The organism is Desulfosediminicola sp., assembly GCF_048381775.1.
GTDB lineage: Bacteria > Desulfobacterota > Desulfobulbia > Desulfobulbales > Desulfocapsaceae > Desulfopila > Desulfopila ganghwensis.
In genome coordinates this window covers 494,384-513,079 of sequence record NZ_JBLXGE010000003.1, presented here as the reverse complement: position 1 = coordinate 513,079, position 18,696 = coordinate 494,384, and the positions used below count along the sequence as shown (strand labels likewise).

Here is an 18,696-nt window from a genome sequence, read left to right as displayed (position 1 = left end):
CCCCATAGCATAACGTTTCCGGCCACAACTCCCCCGCAGTTCAGTTCTCAAGGTTTATCAATAATTGCAGCATGTTTTGTTGTGAATTGAAGGACTGCCAGAGCGCAACTATTGATAAACCTATTCTGTTAAGGCAAAGCTCAGATCAACATTTACACCAAGCTCCATGCGCCAAAGCCGTTGGTCAAATTTTGCCAACAAACATAACCCCCAATTTCAAGGCCTGGCCCCAATCTTTCCTTGAAGGGAGGATGCTAATGACTTCTCAGGTTGGCAATATTTTTACAAAGCAGTTATATTTTGTTCATGTCTGAATATATCGTAAAAACTTGCCCTAAATGTGACCAGCAGCTGCGCTTCCCCAAACGCATAGGAGGAGTGCTTATGGCATGTCCATCGTGCAAAACAAAATTCGCTTCTGACTTCAAGATTGGAAGTACGAATAAGATCGAGTCTCGCGGGACTTTGACTGCAATATTTGAAATACCCTCAACACTCCTCGAGCGGATTCTTCGATTTTTCGTTTCCCGATAGCCCATGCGGGGCAGGTCTGCCCTTTCTCCTAATGTTGAATCATGAACGGGGGAGGTTCAGTATGACCTCTTCTGTGATGCTGAGGATGCGAACCCGAAAATTCAGATGAATTGGCGAGACATTACATCAATAGTGGTCCGTCTCCAATTGATTCTTGTTCGGATGCTGTTTCAAGCTCAGGGGTGTAACGTCCACAACTCTCAGAGTAAAAAATATGAACTCCTGCTTCTTATGACGACTCCGACGAAAAAGAGTAACAGACAGGCAAGCAGGATAAAATAGTCGAACATGACAAGTTTCGCTTTCTTCATTACAGTCCAGTTGTTTCTGCAGCCGAAACCTCTGTTAAGCAAGGCAATTGACAGGTGCTCAGCAAGGGATATCCCCTGAATTATGAGAGGGATCATAATAGAGATCCTGGCCTTTAAGCCTCTCAACCACTGCCCCGTTTCCATATCGACACCGCGCGCCCGTTGAGCATTAATTATCTGCTCTTTCTTGCGGTTGAGTTCAGGGACAAACCTGATCGCGGTGGTTATCACAAAACTGACAGAGGGCGGTAATCCGGTGGTATTGAAAAAATCTATAAAATCATCAAGCGAGGTGGTCTGTAAAAGGATTGAAGTCGAGAGGATCATGAGGGTAAGCCGACATAAAAAGCTCACCCCCAGCAGAAATCCTCCCCTGGTAGCGCACACACTGTCACCAAGACAGAACAGCACACCATTATTTGCCTGATCGGTGAACCTGGCCACAGAAAAAAATCCGCTACTAATACCAAGCAGTATAAAAATCGGCAGTAAAGGAAGAAGTATTGCTGCCACTTTTTTCATATCCACAGAACAGACCATACCGATCAGTAGGGTACAAAGTAGCAGGCCGGACAAAAAGAAGGGGGAGTTGAAAATCATCGAGAACACGATAACAAGAAAGAAAAGAGCCAGTTTTGAACGAACATTCACAGATAAATTTTTCATTGTCCAATAAAGTCCCTAAATTCTAAGCTTTTCAGCGCATTAGTGGTTGGCATGTTGAGCTTGATCTCGCCCTGTTCCAGCAAAATAAGCCGGGAGCAATGCTCTCTTACTAGTTCCATATCATGCGTGATCATTACAATTGCGGTTCCTCTGTCGTTGAGCTCTCTTAATCGGGATAGTATTATCTCTTTTCCTTTTGTGTCTAAACCTGTGGTTGGTTCATCAACCACCAGAATTTCAGGCGAGAGGGCCACTATTGAGGCCACACTGATAAACTGACGAATCCCCTTTGGCAGGGTGGCAGGATGATGGTCCCGGTAATCCTCCAGAGCCATGAAGCCCAGAACTTCATCGACCTTCTTCTTGATCTCTTTAGTATTTATGCCCTGCTGAACAAGCCCGAAAGCGATCTCTTTTTCCACACTTGTTTCAAATATTTGATGATCAGGGTTTTGAAAAACAAAGCCGATCGAACGTGCTATCTCAGCGCGACTAAACTTCTCGAGGGATTTCTTCTGATAGCTGACGGTACCTTTTTGTGGTTCAAGTAACCTGTTGAGGTGCATTGCAAGGGTTGTTTTACCGCTGCCGTTGTGTCCGACCAGTGCAAGAAAGTCCCGTTGCCTGATTTCCATGCTGATGTTTTTCAGTACTGGTGTTTCAGGGCGATATGCAAAAGAGAGATTGTCAACAGTCAGGACCGTCGGAGCTTCGTTGCTCGAAAGAACTGGTGGCAGCGTGCAAGGTACGGAACACTCTCCTATGCTATCGGCTTCTTTCAGCTCACCATCCTTTAGGAAGAGCACCTCATCTACCAGGGGATGACTTGTGGGAAGCTGCTGGTCCACAATGACGAGAGTAAGACCCTCTTCACGTTTAAGCGTGAGCAGCAAATCATAGAGATTTCTGCGGCCTGCAGGATCTAATTCTGAAGATGGCTCGTCGAGAATCAGCACCTGAGGCTTCATCAGCAGTACACCGGCGATAGCCAAACGCTGCTTTTCTCCTCCTGACAGCTGGTATGTTTCTCTGCCCTCATAACCTTCGAGCCCAACTGCCCGAAGAACAGAGGGGAAATCTGAAACGATTGTCTCTTTGGCGATCAGGAGATTGCGAGGACCAAAGATCAGATCTTCATAAACAGTACGGCCAACAATCTGGACCTCCGGATCCTGAAGAACAAAGCCAATGTGCCTGGAGAGAGTTTGGATTCTGTATTTGGTTACATCAATCCCGGCTATTTCAAGCTGACCGCTAAAATCCCCTTCAACAGCCTGTGGAATCAGGCCTTTGAGACAATAGCAGAGAGTTGTCTTGCCAGAACCTGATTCACCTCTTACAAGGGTGCATGTGGCGGGTGGAAGCTGAAAGCTTACATCGTTTAAGGCCGGGACGTCCCCTGTCCTGTATTGAAAAGATACCTTGGAAACAGATATTGCCGGGCCAAGATCTCTTCGTATTGCCTTGCCTTGTTCAGTCATGACAAATGTTGGGAATACATCAAATCAGTTTGCCCTTTTTCAAGCTTTTATACGCAATTGCGGCGACTAATATATTGAACAGAGATCCTGCAATGAGAAATGGCATAATTCCAAGAGCAGCACCCACACCACCTATAAAGACCATGGTGAAAGCGGAAACCACCCCGTTGAGGACAACACCGGTTAAGACTGCTGGCCAGAGCCCAAGTTTTTGTTTGATAAAACGGACAAGTATCGCCCAAAGTGCCATCTGTAATCCGATGAAAAGGTGGAGAGGTAACCCTAAGGGAAACCCGACAACTCCAGCTGTGAGCAGATGTCCGATAAAAATGACAGCAGTACCTTCAACATACCCGAAAGCCAATGCACAGAAATAGCCGGGGGCTGAATCAAGGCCGATCGTGCCCACCGGGCTTGGAATTTTAATCATCGCTCCAACTGCACTGAGAGCAACAAAGATCGCAATGTATGCAGCACGTTTTACCAGGCGCACATCATTCTTAAGGTCTGGGGCGGTAATATCTTGCATAGCAAACTCCTTAATCAGATTTCATGATGAGTTGACCAACGGGATAAATTTCGAAATGATTCAAGTCTTCTATAGATTCACGGCTAGAAAAAAGAACGCAGGTTGAAGGACCTGCTGATTTTTCAAGGTCCAGTTTGCAACCTTGGGCGGCATCGAAAATAGTTCCAGACTGTCTTGCCAGTAATTCAGCTTCTGCCCTGATGCCCCTTGAGCCAACGGGAAGGATATCATGAATCAGTGGATGTGGTCTCAGTTGCGCCACGGTGCCGCTGTGTATGATATCCATGCAGCCTGAAATAATGACTTCTCCTCCTAGTCTGGGTACTCCAAGACAGAAAATTTTGTCAGCTGCTTCTGATTGGGCAATCTTGAGGTTACTTGCCTTGCAGGTCCCTGTGGCACCAATTCCAAGACCCGTCTGCCGCGTCTCAAAGTTTTTCTCGGTGCTCACGGCAAGCTTTACATCAGGATGACCACTCATCTGCAGTTCCTTTTTGATACCCCGCAATATTTCGTCTCCAGTCGGGCTGGGTTCCGCACAGATAGAGACTGTCATAGCAACAGGTGAGGCCCCCACGGCTACAAGCTCCATGAGGACTGTTCGAGCTGTCAGGCGGCCAACAATTTCCGGCGGAGCGTTAACGAGATCCAGCTCCTTGCTGCCAACCGATCCACAGGAGTCGCAGGCAATAACCAGGGAAATACCGGATCCTATATCGATAACTTCTACATCTCGTCCTCTGTATCCCATTGACAACCACCATATTGTAAAAACAAAAAAAGCTCATAGCTGTTACCCCATGAAGGGTATAACAACCATGAGCTTTACCATTGATCATGATGCATGCGTGAATCTGACAGGCAGGCTTCCTGACTCGGTTTCATCGAACAATTGCGCCTTCCCGTAAAATACAGTGGCTTAATGCAGTGTTCTCAACCTTACAGTGGCGGGACCGTTCAGGTTTTTCACCTGATTTCCTTTTATCCGTCTTCGTTTGTCATTGCGAAGACAGCACCTGTAGCATGTATATTAAAGAAATATCAAATATTTTTGTGATGAAAAGTCAACCGTTTTTCCGGTTTCCCTTGCCCACCAAGTCGATTCTGCAGGTCAGTGAAAAGCCCGAACAGTGGAGTTGACATCATAGAAGAGCCAAAGCCTATGCTGCCGTGAACTGTTGCTGCAAAGAAGAATATCGCTGCTGCCGGCAGAAACAACTTCCAATTTACCTTCCATTGGCTATCGCCTCGCGTACACAATCTTTTCACAATTGGTTACAGCCACCTTAATGCCCAGGCAGCGTTGACCTGGAAATGGTGCTGTAACTAGTCGATTTTATAAAGGTTGATGTAGGGTTTTTTTATTGCTGGCAGGTGTCTGATGAAAGATGTCTGGGGGAGTGAAAGCGGCGCCATTGCAGATGGTCCTCCCGATTGCGGTGGATAAAAAATGCTCTATCTTTTAGATTGGTTCTACCTCAGGTAACATTTGATTTTGGAGTTTGCATTATGAAAAAGATAGCTAGCAGTATTGTGATTGTTCTGATGATGGTTGTTTTTATATGCCCATCATCAGTTTTCGCGAATGGGAGAGGCCCTCACCATAAACCGCATAAGGTGTATAAAAATCATAAACCGGTTCAGTTGCCCAACTATAAGGGGAAAAAACACTACAACCATAAACCCGCTCATCTGCCCAGGTATCATGCGAGAAACTATCGCAAGGCACCGCCTCGGTACTACCATCATCCTCGATCCTACCATAGGAATCATCTACCTTCGGTAGCAGCTTTTGCCATGATTGCAGGTGTATCCTATGCGATCATCGACAATATGTATTATCGCCAGCAGGGAGATACGTACATCTATATGGAGCAGCCGCCGGCCTATCGCTAGCGTTCAGGGATGTATAGCTTGTATGCAGAGCCGCAAAGTGAAGAATTCATTCACTTTGCGGCTTTTTTTATGCGTTTTCCTTTTTCTTTAGCAGCAGATTGACAACTGCAAAGGTCGAGGTGGTGATAATCAGCAGAAAGGACACCGCATTGATGATTGGAGTGGAGCCGTCACGTACCTGCAGGTAGAGATTAATCGGCAAAGTTGTCTCTGAACCGACCAGAAACAGGGTGGTATTAAAATTCTCAAAGCTCATCAGAAAGGCCACCGCGCCGCTGCCAATGAGGGCCGGGCGAAGATAGGGCAGGGTGATATGGCGGATCACCTCCAGCCGGGTTGCTCCCAGGTTGAGAGCCGCTTCTTCCAGGCTTCGGTCAAACTTTCTCAGCCGGGCAGAGACAACCAGCAGCACAAAGGTGGTAATGAAGGAAAATTGCCCAAGCACCACCAGCCAGAAGCCGGGACGAAAGAGGGGGATATCTATACCAAAGGTGTCTTCGAAATAGATGCCAAGGCTGTTGGCGGTCAGCAGTATTGAGATACCCAGAATAACCCCGGGAATGACCAGCGGGGTCAATGCCAGAAACCATAGCCCGCGTTTTCCCGGGAATTCTTCATGTTCAAAGAGAAAGGAACCGGCTGTTCCTACAATAACTGAGAAAAGAGATACCCAGAAAGCGGTCTGGCTGGAGACCCAGAGCGACTGCATATTTGAGCGGTCATGGAACAGGCCTATTCGTTCCGGACCATCGCTAAAAAACCAGTCGAGAGAGAACCCATGCCAGGGCAGTGCCGGAAAGTTCGAGTCATTGAACGCCAGAACGCAGGTGACCACCAGCGGGGCGAAGAGAAAAACATAAAAGAGTGCTATGTACAGCTTGAAAAGGGTCGCGTAGCCCCGCTGCTGTGGCAGAGTACGAATCATGATAAGGCCCTCCCCAATTCCTGCCTGCTGATTTTAAGGCCGGTCCAGATGATTATTGAGCTGAGCAGCAAGAGCAGGAAGCCGAAGGCGGCGCCCTGGTTCCAGTTGAAGCTGGCAATGAACTGATTGTAGATCTGCTCGGTGAACCAGAGTGAGTTTTTGCCTCCCATCAGGTTCGGAGTGAGATAGTTGCCGAGAGTCAGCATAAACACCACAATGGAGCCGGAAGTGATGCCTGGTGCAGCATAGGGGATTATGATCTTGAAAAAGATGGTCAGAGGCGAAGCACCGAGATCGTGAGCGGCCTCGATCATTGAATCGTCCATACCTTCCAGGGAAGAGATGAGAGGAACCACCATAAAGAGCATCGAGGTGTATACCAGCCCCATCACCATGGTTATGTCGTTGTAGAGCATTTCTATCGGGGTATTGATAATACTGATGGAGAGCAGCAGGTGGTTGAGCACTCCACTCTCGCGCAGCAGGATCATCCAGCCATACACCCGGACCAGTTCACTGACCCAGAAGGGCATCAGCAACAGGATAGTGAGAAAACCGGTAAATCTGGGGGAGACAATCTTGGTGATGTAAAAGGCTACCGGAAAAGTCACCAGAAAGGTGAGGATGGTGACAGTGATCGCGTATGTTGCGGTGCGGGCAAATGTGTACCAGTAGATCTCTTCGCTGAAGAAGGAACGGTAGTTGTACAAGGTCCAGCTTGGTTCCCCGTAATCATTGGTGCCGCGTAGCGACATAAGCAGCAGCTCGATATGGGGGATGAGAATCAGCAATACCAGCCAGAGCAGTACCGGGGTCAGAAAAATCAATAATCCAAGGCGAAGATGTTGCTTCATGCCTGTTCCCTCCGCCTGTAGCAGCGACAACTGTCACGATGTACACCGGCACTGAGAATATCACCTCGTTGTATGTGGGCGAACTGTTCATTCTGGGGCAGTGCCACGGTGAGCTCAACCTCTGTATCGGCATTTTCGACAGTGGCGAGAAATTTGGTGTTGGAGCCATCGAAGAGGATGTTTCTTACTTTGAGTAGGAACCTGTTGATACCTTCCAGCTCTTTGGCCGGGTTCAAGATGATGGCTTCGGGGCGGATGAAGAGGTCCAGTTCGTCTGTGAGTTGGCCATCTGCCACGGCCTGCATTTCAAGGCCGAAGGCGGTACGTACCGTCAGAGGATTATGCTGCAGCTTTTGAACCGGGAGCGTATTGGTCTCACCGACAAAGCTCGCTACAAAACGGCTTTTCGGATGGCGATAGAGGTTGGTCGGGCTGTCGATCTGTTCGAAGCGACCGTTATTCATAACAGCCACCTTATCCGACATCACCAGAGCTTCAGATTGGTCGTGGGTAATGTACATGAAGGTGGTGCCGATATCAGCCTGCAGTTTTTTCAGCTCAATCTTCATTTGTTCACGAAGTTTGAGATCAAGCGCTCCCAGGGGTTCATCCAGAAGCAGCAGCGAGGGTTCTAAAACCAGGGAACGGGCGATGGCAACCCTCTGCTTCTGACCACCGGAGAGCTGGGAAATATCCTTGTCTCCATAGCCTGTAAGGTGAACCCGTTCCAACATCGTCTCCACTTTTTTTAGAATCTTCGATGAAGGAAGTCCCTGCCGTTTAAGGCCGAAGGCGATATTGTCGCGAACATTCATCATCGGGAAAAGCGCCAGATTCTGAAAGACCAGATTGACCGGCCGCTTGTTGGGCGGCACCCCGACCATATCACGGCCACGAATGGCAATTTTTCCGGAAGAAGGTGACAGAAAACCCGCAATCATTCGAAGCAGGGTGGTTTTTCCGCAGCCGGAGGGACCGAGAATTGAGAAAAAGCTGCCTTCTTCAACCTGAAAGTTGATGTTATCTACGGCTGTGAAGGTGTCGAATTGTTTAATAAGATTCTGGATATCGAGAACTGGAGGCATAATCTGGTATTGAATGAATAACGAAAAAAACGATGCCGCCTCCAGCTTGGAAGCGGCATCGTTAGTGGAGGTTAACGAACTCTTTTTCGAGATGGGGCTATTTTGCGGCTTTCACCTTGTCAAGAATCTTACCTTCAATCTGCTCGATGTTTGCACTGACCGGCGGATACCAGTTGATGTTGTCAATATCCGCAGGGCTAAATGAACGTTCGAGGTTCTCACGTACTTCGGCTATGAGGTACTGGCCTGCATCCTTAGAGGCGGTCGGATATCTCTCAGCATTGGTGAAAATAGCAGCATTTTCAGGGCGCAGCATGAAATTGATCCACTTGTAGGCGCCTTCTACGTTATCGGCCTTGGCCGGAATGGTGAAGGTATCGATCCAACCCAGGGCACCGCTTTTCGGGGCGATGAAATCGATATCAGGGTTTTCGGCGTGCAGCTTCCAGCCACCATTCTCCCAACCCATGGCCACGGTTACTTCACCGCTACGTACCATCTCCAGCAGGGCGTCACCGTTTGACCAGTAGTTCTTTACGTATGGTTTGGCCTGGATCATTTTTTGCGAAACTTCATCCATCAATGCCTTGTACGCTTTAGGATCATCATATTTGGCAAACGGATCTGCACCCCCGGCAAAAGCGAGTCCGATCAGGGTCGGGCGCTTGAGACGGTAACTGATGCGGCCTTCATAAGCCTGGTCAAGCAGCGCATCGTAATCTTTGGCTTCAGGAGCAAGCTTGGTGTTGACGATAAGACCGGAGGTTCCGTAGCAGAATGGTACACCGAAAGAGTCATCACCAACCTTGGTGTTTTTCTTAACCGCGTCGAGCATTGAAGGGATGAACTGAGCGCTTTCCACCTTGCTGTAATCAAGTGGCTGATAGAGCTTGAACTCTGCCTGTACGGAAGAAATACGATCCTGGCTTGGCTGGGCAAGGTCAAAGCCTGCACCACGGGTGGCGCGGAGTTTGGCAATCATCTCCTCGTTGTTGCTGAAGGTCAGCTCAACTTTCATACCGGTCTCTTTTTCAAATTTCTCAACCAGCTCCTGGGGGGCGTATCCTTTCCAGGTAAGAATCTTCAGGGTTTCCTGGGCCTGGGCAGTGGTTGCAAGGCCGATGAGCGCAACAGAGGCGAGAGTCAGAAGTCTCTTCATGGTATTCTCCTTGTTTCAATGATAGGGTGATATCTCGAATGCAGGTTTATAAAAGCGTCACGTTCTATATAGCTTTGGGTGGTTGCAGGTCGTCTACCCATTGAATTTATAGGATATAGTGACAGAACAGGGACAACCCTAAACCCTGAGAGAGCGGGAATCAACGACTATTAGCATCTACAAACTGGCTTAACTGACATTTAATGAAAGATCAATGAAATTATAATGTTTTACAGATCAGACCTTAATGGAGATGTCCTTTTGCAATAGTCGGGGGCGCGGACGACAGCATTGGGCAACACACAAATATTGTTTTGTTCGTCTTAACCTGTACAATGGGCCGCTGATGTTGAAAAACAGGCAAGGGCATTGCGGATGGGATGCTTTTTGCCAAAGTAATAATCCATAGAGACGTAAAGAAATTATGACAGCGCAGAAAACAGCACTTATAACAGGCGGGAATAAAGGTATTGGTCTGGTACTTACAGAAAAATTCATTGAGGCGGGATGTAAGGTTATCGTTGTTGCCAGAAACTTCGAAGGCTTCGAATTCGCCGACCATCCCCAGGTGACAGTTGTACCATTCGATTTGAGTAACATAGCCGGTATTCCGGAGTTGATCGCCGATCTCCCGGCGGTGGATATTCTGATCAACAATGCCGGAGTACTCTTTTCCCTGCCGTATGATAACTATCCGCAGGAGAAGATGGAGCAGATGATTAAAATTAACCTTGAGGCTCCAGTGGCTCTGATCCGTGAAGTTTCAAAATCCATGGTAGAGAAAGGGTACGGGAGAATTGTCAATAACTCCTCCATCGCCGGCCACATCGGTCACCCGGATCTCTGGTATGGTATCACTAAATCCGGCGTAATCAATATGACCAAATCATATGCCAAGATTCTTGGCGGCTATGGCATTGTAATCAATGCTGTTGCTTCGGGTCCGGTAGAGACTGATATGCTGTATACCATTCCTGAAGATCGAAGAAACGCCATAAAAGCGTCCGTCTATACCGGCAGGTTTGCCAAACCTGAAGAGGTCGCCGAGGCCATGTTCTGGCTGGCAACCGATTGCCCGGAGTATATCAATGGTACCTGTACCGATATCAATAACGGGGCGTTTCCGAGATAAACCGGTATGGCATATCCCTTAAAAAGAACTTTCATTATGCAGGGATGGCTATAATACGTTTTGGTTATAAATGGCAGGGGATTACGACAAAAATGTAATCCCTTATTTGCCTATCTTTCCCGTTCTGGCGAATTCCTCTCCCCATTGGCACACTCCATACATTTTTAGATCAGTAAATCAGAGGGTTCAGTTAAAACTTCTGATTTGCCTTTTCCTGGCATCGTTCTTGATAAATGGCATCCATGCACAATGCTGGTTCGGCAAAATTTGCACCGTTTGCAAAGCCTGACAACGCGATGTGTTTATATTTTGTTTTGACTCGGAGTAGCCGTGTAAGGGATAAAATATAATAACGCCAAACTATCTATGGAGATGAATCATGAAAAAGACACCGTTTTTCTTGTGCAGCGTTCTATTCATTGCGCTGTTCTGCCTGCCAATCAGTTCATTTGCTGAAAAGATTAAGGTCGCCGGCATTTATACCCAGCCAATTCAGCAGAAATGGGATGCCACTCTGCACAGGGCGCTCGTTGCCCTCGCTGATGAGGGAGAGGTTGAATATGTTTTTTCCGAAAAGGTCTCTAACACAGACTATATTCGGGTGTTGCGCGAGTATGCAGAATCCGGGGTGGCCCTGATTGTCGGTGAAGCATTTGGTATTTCCCGCGATGTTCGCAAGGTGGCGGCCGATTATCCCGAGGTAGCTTTTCTGATGGGTGACACCTTTGGCCCTTCTGGAAATAATCTGTCGGTTTTTGATAATTACATCCATGAGCCATGCTACCTGATGGGCATGATCGCGGCTACCATGACCAAGAGCAACAAGATTGGCATGGTCGGCGGATATCCAATCGGGGAGGTTAACCGCCTGTTCAACGCTTTCATGGCCGGAGCACGTTCTATAAATCCCGAAGTGGAGTTCAAGGTTTCGTTTATCGGCTCCTGGTATGATCCGCCCAAGGCCAAGGAATTTGCCTATGCGCAGGTAGAAGCCGGTGTTGATGTCATGTACGCCGAGCGTGCCGGTGTTGTTGATGCGGCCAGGGAAAAGGGCATTGTGGCATTTGGAAATGTGAATGACATGAACAAGGAAGAAAACGGCGAAAACGTTGTGGTTGCCTCCGCCCTGTGGCATATGGAGCCGGCAATCGGGCACGCTGTCAAACTGGTGAAAGCCGGTGAGTTCAAGGCTGAGGATTACAGGGAGTGGACCATGATGGCCAAAGGTGGTGCGTCCCTTACTCCATACTATGAATTTGAGGACAAACTGCCTGCAGAGATCAAGGAGAAGGTTGCTGAAACCGCTGCTGCGATCAAGGCCGGTTCTTTTGTTGTTGAAATTGACGATGATGAGCCGAAATCGACCTTCTAAGTTAACGGGCTGTCGGCGGTTTTAGGCCGCTGACAGCGACGAGTTTTATCCATGGACGGGAATAAACCGCTTCTCAGGCTTCAAGGTATTACCAAAACCTTCGGTCCGCTGGTCGCTAATGACTCCATAGACCTGAAACTGGACAGAGGTGAGATTCTGGCCCTGCTCGGTGAGAACGGGGCCGGCAAGACCACACTTATGAATATCCTTTTCGGCCATTATGTTGCCGATCAGGGGACCATTGAAATCGACGGCTTGCCCTTGCCGCCGGGTTCACCGAAAGAGTCGCTGGAAGCAAAACTGGGCATGGTTCATCAGCATTTTACCCTCGCGGACAATATGACTGTCCTCGACAACATTATGCTGGGGACCGAGCCGCTTTTTTCGTTTCGTCGCAAAGACAGTGAAGCGAAGGCGAAAATAAAAAAATTGTCAGATCAGTATGAGATCGATGTCAATCCGAACACATTGGTCAACAGGCTCTCTGTTGGCCAAAGACAAAGGGTTGAGATACTCAAGGCACTGTATCGGGATACCAGAATTCTCATCCTGGATGAGCCAACGGCAGTTCTGACTCCCCAGGAGAGCGCTCATCTCTTTGCCACCCTTAAACTTCTGGTTGCAGAAGGATTGTCTATCATTTTCATCACCCATAAGCTGCGTGAGGTAATGGCCGTCAGTGATCGTTGTCTGGTGCTCAGGCACGGCAAGGTTATTCACCAGTGCAAAACCGCCGAAACTTCTGCCGATAAGCTGGCAAGAGAAATGGTTGGCGGTGAATTGCCAACAGTTGAGCGCAAGATAGCGTCACCGGGAGAGCCACGCCTTGAACTGGCGAATATCAATATCAACAGTAACGACGGACATCAGCTGCTCAGAGAGCTGTCTCTGACTGTTTATAGCGGTGAGATCGTCGGTATTGCCGGAGTTTCCGGTAACGGTCAGGGGCATCTGGCCGATCTTGTCTCCGGTTTGCTTATCCCTTCTTCCGGCAAAATGCTTCTCGATGGCGAGGTAGTACGTTCGCCTTCTCCGCTCACTATGTTGCGGCAGGGGGTGGGAAGAATACCTGAGGACAGAACTTCGACAGGAGTGATAGGTGATATGACGGTGGTGGAAAATGTTGCCCTGGAAAAGTATTGGAAGTCGGAGTTCAGTAGCTTCGGGCTACTCAACGGGGCAGCTCTCGCCAATCACACCGATGAACTGATTTCGACCTACGACGTACGCTGTGGCGGACAGGATGCCAATGCCCGCACCATGTCTGGCGGAAATATGCAAAAACTCATACTCGCGAGGGCATTGTCTGAAAAGCCCAAAGTCATCATCGCCAACCAGCCGACCTGGGGCCTTGATGTCGGGGCTACGGCCTTTGTTCATCGTCAGCTGATCGAGGCGAGCAGGGATGGCGCCGGAGTAATTATCATCTCAGAAGATCTCGATGAACTTTTCACCGTGGCCGATGTGATTCAGGTCATGTATCAGGGCAGCCTGTCGCCACCTATAGATCCGGGCCAGACTTCTGCTGCAGAGCTGGGGCTTGCCATGAGCGGCCATCGGGATGTGCTTCATTCGAAGCAACTGAGGGAGGAGCAGTCATGAGACTCGAACCTCGAGAAAACTCAACCCTGTTGCTCAAAGCCATGGTACCGGTCAGCGCCGCCTGTATCGCCCTGTTTTGCTGCTCACTGCTCATTCTCTGGGCCGGAGCATCACCTGTTGATGCAACCATCTTGCTGGTAAAAGGCGCGGTTGGCTCACGGTTTGCCATCTCAGAGACACTGGCCAGGGCAATTCCGCTGATTTTTACCGGCCTTGCCGCCTCGGTGGCTTTCAGGGCCAAGCTGTGGAATATCGGTGCCGAAGGCCAACTCTACGCTGGTGCTTGCGTTGCCACCTGGCTCGGTACCGGCATGATTGATCTCCCTGCCGGGTTGATGATTCCCTTTCTTTTTCTGGCCGGGGCGTTAGCTGGTGGTCTGCTTCTGCTTGGGCCAACGATTCTGAAAACGAAATTTGGCGTTGATGAGGTTGTGACTACGTTGCTGCTCAACTTTATCGTGCTGCTCTTTGTCAACTGGCTGGTGTTCGGCCCCTGGAAAGATCCGATGGCCATGGGCTGGCCCCAGGCTGCACCAGTGGTCGATTCAGCGATACTTGGCCATATGATTCCCAAGACCAGACTCCATTGGGGGCTGGCTATTGCCGTGGCCACTGCCGTATTTGTCTGGCTGCTGATGCGCTTCACCACCTGGGGCTATGAAATCAGGGCGGTAGGGTATAACCCGAAGGCGAGCAATTTTGTGGGTATCCCGGTAAACAGCACAATTATACGTACCGCTCTCATCTCCGGAGGCATCGCCGGTTTCGCCGGTGTTTCAGAGCTTTGCGGGCTCAGGGGTTACCTTACCCTGGATCTCTCTCCGGGATTCGGCTATTCGGGTATCGTGGTTGCCATGCTTGCAGCCCTGCACCCCCTTGGCGTTCTACTCTCCTCGCTCTTTATTGCCGTGCTCTCCATCGGTGCCGACTCCATGAGCAGGTCGTTGAATATTTCTAATTACATTGCTGATGTGGCTACTGCAGTCTCATTGCTCGCGGTACTCTTCAGCATGATGCTCACCAGATATCGTATCAGGTGGAGGTAGCCAATGGAGATCCTACAATTCCTCTTTGAAGTCGGTTTTTGGGCTGCGACTGTGCGTATGGCAACTCCGTTGATATTCGGTACTATCGGTGAGCTTATCTGTGAACGTGCCGGTGTTCTCAATCTCGGGATTGAAGGCATTATGGCTGCAGGCTGTATGACCGGCTGGACCTGGGTGTATTTCGGTGGAGACTTATGGGCCGGGGTGCTGGTGGCAGCTGCGGTAGGAGCTTTGTTTGGGCTTTTGCATGCACTGTTTACTGTGTATCTGGGTCTGTCACAGCACGTGACCGGGCTGGGGATAACCATGCTTGCCACGGCCCTCTCATCGTTCGTGTTCAGGATGCTGCTGCCCGATGTCACGACGCCCCCGAAGATTATCCCGTTTCAGCCTCTGCAGATACCTGTACTGAGCGATATTCCATTTCTGGGGGAGGTACTGTTTACTCAATCACCGATGACCTTGCTGGCCCTGCTATCAGTTGTGGCAGTGGCCTATTTTTTGAAGAAGACACCGGCGGGGCTTGCTCTATGCATGACCGGCGAGAACCCGATGGCAGTAGAATCCCAGGGGCTTTCAGTATTCGCCATCCGTACCGCAGCGGTGATGGTTGGCAGCGCCTTCATGGCCATTGGCGGCGCGTTTCTCACCATGTCCGCCTTTGATGCCTTCTATATTGGCATGGTCAACGGCAGGGGCTGGATCTGTATCGCTCTGGTTGTTTTCGCTTCATGGAATCCGGGTAAAGCGCTGGTGGGCACAATAATATTTGCAGCCTTTGACGCATTGCAGATGAGGGTCCAGCAGCAATCCGGCATGGTCATTCCCTATCAGTTCTACCTGATGATGCCCTATGTGGTGTCCATTATAGCTCTTATTGTTATGTCCAGAAGATCTGCGTATCCCAAAGCACTGTTGGTACCTTTCAGAAAAGGCGAACGGTAAGGAGAAACAATGTTTGACTATCTCGTAAGAAATGCAATGTTACCGGGCAGCACAAGTCCTGTGGATATCGCGATTGACGAAGGTCGATTTGTGGCCATAGAGAGTGTCATTACCGGTGATGCGCATAATGAACTGGACGTGCAGGGATGTTTGGTAACCCCGCCATTTGTTGATTGTCATTTTCATCTGGATGCTGCTCTCTCACTTGGCCTACCGCGATATAACCAGAGTGGCACCTTACTGGAGGGCATTCAGATCTGGAGTGAGCTGAAGCCTGACCTTACTGCCGAGGCGGTTAAGGAGCGGGCACTGAAGCTGCTTCAGTGGTCAATCGCCAAGGGGACACTGGCTATCCGAACCCATGTGGACGTAACCGATCCATCTCTGCTGGCGGTTGATGTGTTGCTTGAAGTTCGGGAAGAGATGAAAGAGTGGGTCGATATCCAGCTTGTTGCCTTTCCCCAGGATGGGGTACTCCGTACCGAAGGTGGTAAGGATTTGTTGCTGAGAGCGCTGGATAAAGGGGTGGATGTCGTTGGTGGTATACCCCACTTTGAGCGGACCATGTCCAAGAGCAGTGAGTCGATCAGCTGGCTTCTTTCCGTTGCCGAGTCCCGTGGCCTGCTGGTGGACATGCACTGTGACGAAACCGATGATCCCATGTCGAGACATATCGAGCATCTCACTTTTGAAACGGAGCGCCTTGGGCTTGGTGGGCGGGTTGCCGCTTCCCATCTGACCAGCATGCATTCCATGGATAATTATTATGTCTCCAAGCTGTTGCCGCTTATGGCAGAAGCTGGTATCCAGGCGATCTGTAACCCGTTGATCAACATCCATCTGCAGGGTCGACATGATAATTATCCGAAGCGGCGTGGTTTAACCAGGGTTCCCGAACTGCTTGAAGCAGGGGTTAATGTTGCCTTTGGTCATGATTGTGTTATGGATCCATGGTATCCGATGGGGAGCCATGACATGCTTGAGGTTGCCCACATGGGCGCCCATTGCCTGCAGATGATGGGCGCCTCCCAGGCACATACGCTTGTTGAAATGGTTACTTCACGAAGCGCCGGAGTTCTCAATCTTGACGGCTATGGTATTTCTGTGGGCAATCAGGCGGACTTTGTGGTCTTGCAGGCTGTAAACGAAATGGAAGCACTACGCTTGAAACCCGCCAGACTCTTTGTGTTTCGCAAAGGGCAAATCATCGCCTCAACACCGCAGGTCGAGAGTACACTCCACCTTGACGGAGTGCGGTCTAAGGTATCTTTTCAACAAGGAGATCCTGGCTGAAAGCGACAGAGATCCTGTGCTTGACAACCTGGTGCCGGGATTCTCCCGGCACCACCATGTACCTATTCAATTCAGCTTGTCTGGGCTGATTCAAACTCTTTCTTTCCTGTGCTCATATGATACTCATTTTATGAGTATAATTACCTGTTGCGCATTGTTCTTGGAGTTAATCCGTGGCGGTGCTCGGCTTTGGTGAATGATTTGTTTGATTTGCCTGGAGTAGTTAAAGCAATCCTTTGTATTTGCTCGAATTTATTAATTTTAAAAAGGCATGAAATGGTGACTGGTGATAGTATAACCGAATCTCTGTGGGTAATGATTGTGACTGACAGAAAATAAAGAGTATGTGGTTGGCATAGACTTCAGGTTCTTGGATTCCAGATGTTTAAATTTCATCCAGATTCAAGAGGAACAGGGAAATAGCTTAAAACTAGAAAAGCTCTTCTCTACAGGCCGGTTGGATCATGATTCCAGGGATGGGCATTTGTCAACCTGGTCACGTCTCACTTCGTGAAACTGTTTTTTAAAGGTAATCCGAAAGGTGTTCATAAATTGTTATGGTCTTTAAAAAAACTTTTAACGCAATATTGATGAATAATATAATTTGTATTCTGATTTTTATCTTTATTCCGGTAACCTCGATTGCCGGCGAGTTAAAACCATTAACGACTGATGGTTGTAGTGTTTTTCCCGATGGTACCTTAAAACACCAGTCACTATGGGTGAATTGCTGTATCAAACACGATATCGCCTATTGGCAGGGCGGCGACTATGAAGAGCGGTTGCTGGCTGATAAGGTATTGGAGCAATGCGTCGCTCAGGTAGGTGAGCCGGAAATAGCGAAAATTATGCTGACCGGTGTTCGTGTGGGAGGTTCTCCCTACTTTCCGACCAGTTACCGATGGGGATATGGTTGGCCATATCCCCGTGGTTATAAAGCACTTACAGCAGAAGAAAAAGAGGAAGTTCGTTTAAAACTCAATGCCTTGGAAATATTGATCGAGGGGCTACTGGTTGAACTGCAACAGTGAAAAGTAGACGCATTTTTAGAAATGGTTCCCTTTCTGTTTAAATGCACCTGCAGGCATTGCAGGTATATCTGTTATCAATTGTATGAAATTATTATGAAATAATTAGAAAAATGTGGGTTGTTTCAGCTAAAATATTTTCAATTTCGATTGCTGCACAATCGACAGATGCTACTGCAACTTGAGTAGCATGTTCTTGCTCGCCTTACAAAAGCGGGTACGCAAGAGATAACGGAGAATAGAATGCAAAAGTTCAAAGAGGCGGCTATAGCGTTACTATTGGGGTTGGTCGGTTGTAATTTCTATATACTGCTCAGTCAGTGGCTCTTTGAAATAGACCTTCTCAGAAACTATCATGGTTGGATTGATGGGATGCCCATTGCCTATCAGTATTTTGCCTCAATACTGCATTTTGCAGCCTCAGACTGCCTGGTGGTGTTTTTTACCGTAACAATGACTGGTATTTTGCTAGGTCTTATAGTTCCCCGCAATCCACTGGTATATGGAATCCTGGCTTCCATAGGATTTTCTTTTTTCCTGCTTGTCTCCTCCTCTTTTGGCATAGCGAGCCTCTTTATTGCACTTTTCCGTGCAGTTCTCTGGTGCGTTCTTGTTGTTGTGGCAGCCTCTACAGGTATGCGAATACGAACAAGGTGCCGACCTTCCCGGGCAGAATGAATACCTGCCAGATGACACCTTGATCCCACCTTCATACGTTTAATCTTTCTCTGTATTTTGGCGTGCTCTTATGGTACACTGGTCCTCTGCCTAACTGTAAAAAGGTGTTTTGTTGTCATGCCGTTATCAGTGGAACGCCCGGCAGGGTGGCCTGGAATCC

The 18,696-nt window shown here is 48.7% G+C and carries 17 protein-coding genes and 1 riboswitch; of the genes, 9 read left to right on the top strand and 8 right to left on the bottom strand.

The genetic code is table 11. The annotated features are described in order from the left end of the window. Positions 1-734: 734 nt before the first annotated feature. Genes ACN5NT_RS07730 through ACN5NT_RS07715 form a run of 4 tightly spaced genes read right to left on the bottom strand, consistent with a single transcriptional unit; the run spans position 735 to position 4,272 of the window. Entirely contained in the window at positions 735-1,511 is a 777-nt protein-coding gene (locus ACN5NT_RS07730) for an energy-coupling factor transporter transmembrane component T family protein (RefSeq protein WP_419175030.1), read from the bottom strand. Next, complete coding sequence (locus ACN5NT_RS07725; protein ID WP_419175029.1) at positions 1,508-2,992, bottom strand: ABC transporter ATP-binding protein; 1,485 nt, start codon at positions 2,990-2,992, stop codon at positions 1,508-1,510. Before ACN5NT_RS07725 ends, ACN5NT_RS07730 begins: the two co-directional genes overlap by 4 nt. 19 nt (positions 2,993-3,011) lie before the next feature. Continuing rightward, entirely contained in the window at positions 3,012-3,521 is a 510-nt protein-coding gene (locus ACN5NT_RS07720; protein WP_419175028.1) for an ECF transporter S component, read from the bottom strand. Between the two features lie 10 nt (positions 3,522-3,531). Beyond that, positions 3,532-4,272 (bottom strand): AIR synthase related protein, encoded by a 741-nt coding sequence (locus ACN5NT_RS07715; protein ID WP_419175027.1) that lies wholly within the window; start codon positions 4,270-4,272, stop codon positions 3,532-3,534. Between the two features lie 91 nt (positions 4,273-4,363). Continuing rightward, positions 4,364-4,556: riboswitch (cobalamin riboswitch) on the bottom strand. A 474-nt stretch (positions 4,557-5,030) separates the two neighbouring features. On the opposite strand from ACN5NT_RS07715, the gene ACN5NT_RS07710 reads away from it, so the two are divergent. Continuing rightward, entirely contained in the window at positions 5,031-5,417 is a 387-nt protein-coding gene (locus ACN5NT_RS07710) for a hypothetical protein (RefSeq protein ID WP_419175026.1), read from the top strand. A 67-nt stretch (positions 5,418-5,484) separates the two neighbouring features. On the opposite strand, the gene ACN5NT_RS07705 is transcribed toward ACN5NT_RS07710, so the two are convergent. The 4 genes from ACN5NT_RS07705 to ACN5NT_RS07690 form a co-directional block, all read right to left on the bottom strand. Next, positions 5,485-6,342 carry an ABC transporter permease gene (locus ACN5NT_RS07705; RefSeq protein ID WP_419175025.1) on the bottom strand — a complete coding sequence of 286 codons (858 nt, stop codon included), beginning with the start codon at positions 6,340-6,342 and terminating at the stop codon, positions 5,485-5,487. Further along, complete coding sequence (locus tag ACN5NT_RS07700; protein ID WP_419175024.1) at positions 6,339-7,196, bottom strand: ABC transporter permease; 858 nt, start codon at positions 7,194-7,196, stop codon at positions 6,339-6,341. Before ACN5NT_RS07700 ends, ACN5NT_RS07705 begins: the two co-directional genes overlap by 4 nt. After that, positions 7,193-8,281, bottom strand: a complete 1,089-nt coding sequence (locus ACN5NT_RS07695; protein ID WP_419175023.1) for an ABC transporter ATP-binding protein — start codon at positions 8,279-8,281, stop codon at positions 7,193-7,195. The genes ACN5NT_RS07700 and ACN5NT_RS07695 overlap by 4 nt, the downstream gene beginning before the upstream one ends. 97 nt (positions 8,282-8,378) lie before the next feature. Beyond that, positions 8,379-9,440, bottom strand: coding sequence for an extracellular solute-binding protein (locus ACN5NT_RS07690; protein WP_419175022.1), 1,062 nt, complete (start codon positions 9,438-9,440; stop codon positions 8,379-8,381). A gap of 424 nt (positions 9,441-9,864) precedes the next feature. Between ACN5NT_RS07690 and ACN5NT_RS07685 the strand changes: the two genes are divergently transcribed. The 8 genes from ACN5NT_RS07685 (at position 9,865) to ACN5NT_RS07650 (ending at position 18,536) form a co-directional block, all read left to right on the top strand. Continuing rightward, positions 9,865-10,572: an SDR family NAD(P)-dependent oxidoreductase gene (locus tag ACN5NT_RS07685; RefSeq protein ID WP_419175021.1), complete on the top strand. Its 708-nt coding sequence runs from the start codon at positions 9,865-9,867 to the stop codon at positions 10,570-10,572. Positions 10,573-10,951: 379 nt separating this feature from the next. After that, a complete protein-coding gene (locus ACN5NT_RS07680) occupies positions 10,952-11,944 on the top strand; it encodes a BMP family protein (protein ID WP_419175020.1) in 993 nt (330 codons plus the stop codon). A 51-nt stretch (positions 11,945-11,995) separates the two neighbouring features. After that, positions 11,996-13,546: an ABC transporter ATP-binding protein gene (locus tag ACN5NT_RS07675; protein WP_419175019.1), complete on the top strand. Its 1,551-nt coding sequence runs from the start codon at positions 11,996-11,998 to the stop codon at positions 13,544-13,546. After that, entirely contained in the window at positions 13,543-14,592 is a 1,050-nt protein-coding gene (locus ACN5NT_RS07670) for an ABC transporter permease (RefSeq protein WP_419175018.1), read from the top strand. The genes ACN5NT_RS07675 and ACN5NT_RS07670 overlap by 4 nt, the downstream gene beginning before the upstream one ends. Before the next feature lie 3 nt (positions 14,593-14,595). Continuing rightward, positions 14,596-15,537, top strand: coding sequence for an ABC transporter permease (locus ACN5NT_RS07665; protein ID WP_419175017.1), 942 nt, complete (start codon positions 14,596-14,598; stop codon positions 15,535-15,537). A 9-nt stretch (positions 15,538-15,546) separates the two neighbouring features. After that, entirely contained in the window at positions 15,547-16,830 is a 1,284-nt protein-coding gene (locus ACN5NT_RS07660) for a cytosine deaminase (RefSeq protein ID WP_419175016.1), read from the top strand. A 590-nt stretch (positions 16,831-17,420) separates the two neighbouring features. Then, the gene (locus ACN5NT_RS07655; protein ID WP_136796258.1) at positions 17,421-17,861 is read left to right on the top strand and encodes a hypothetical protein; all 441 of its coding nucleotides are present in this window, start codon (positions 17,421-17,423) and stop codon (positions 17,859-17,861) included. 240 nt (positions 17,862-18,101) lie between these two features. Then, complete coding sequence (locus tag ACN5NT_RS07650) at positions 18,102-18,536, top strand: hypothetical protein (RefSeq protein ID WP_136796259.1); 435 nt, start codon at positions 18,102-18,104, stop codon at positions 18,534-18,536. The last annotated feature ends 160 nt before the right edge of the window (positions 18,537-18,696 follow it).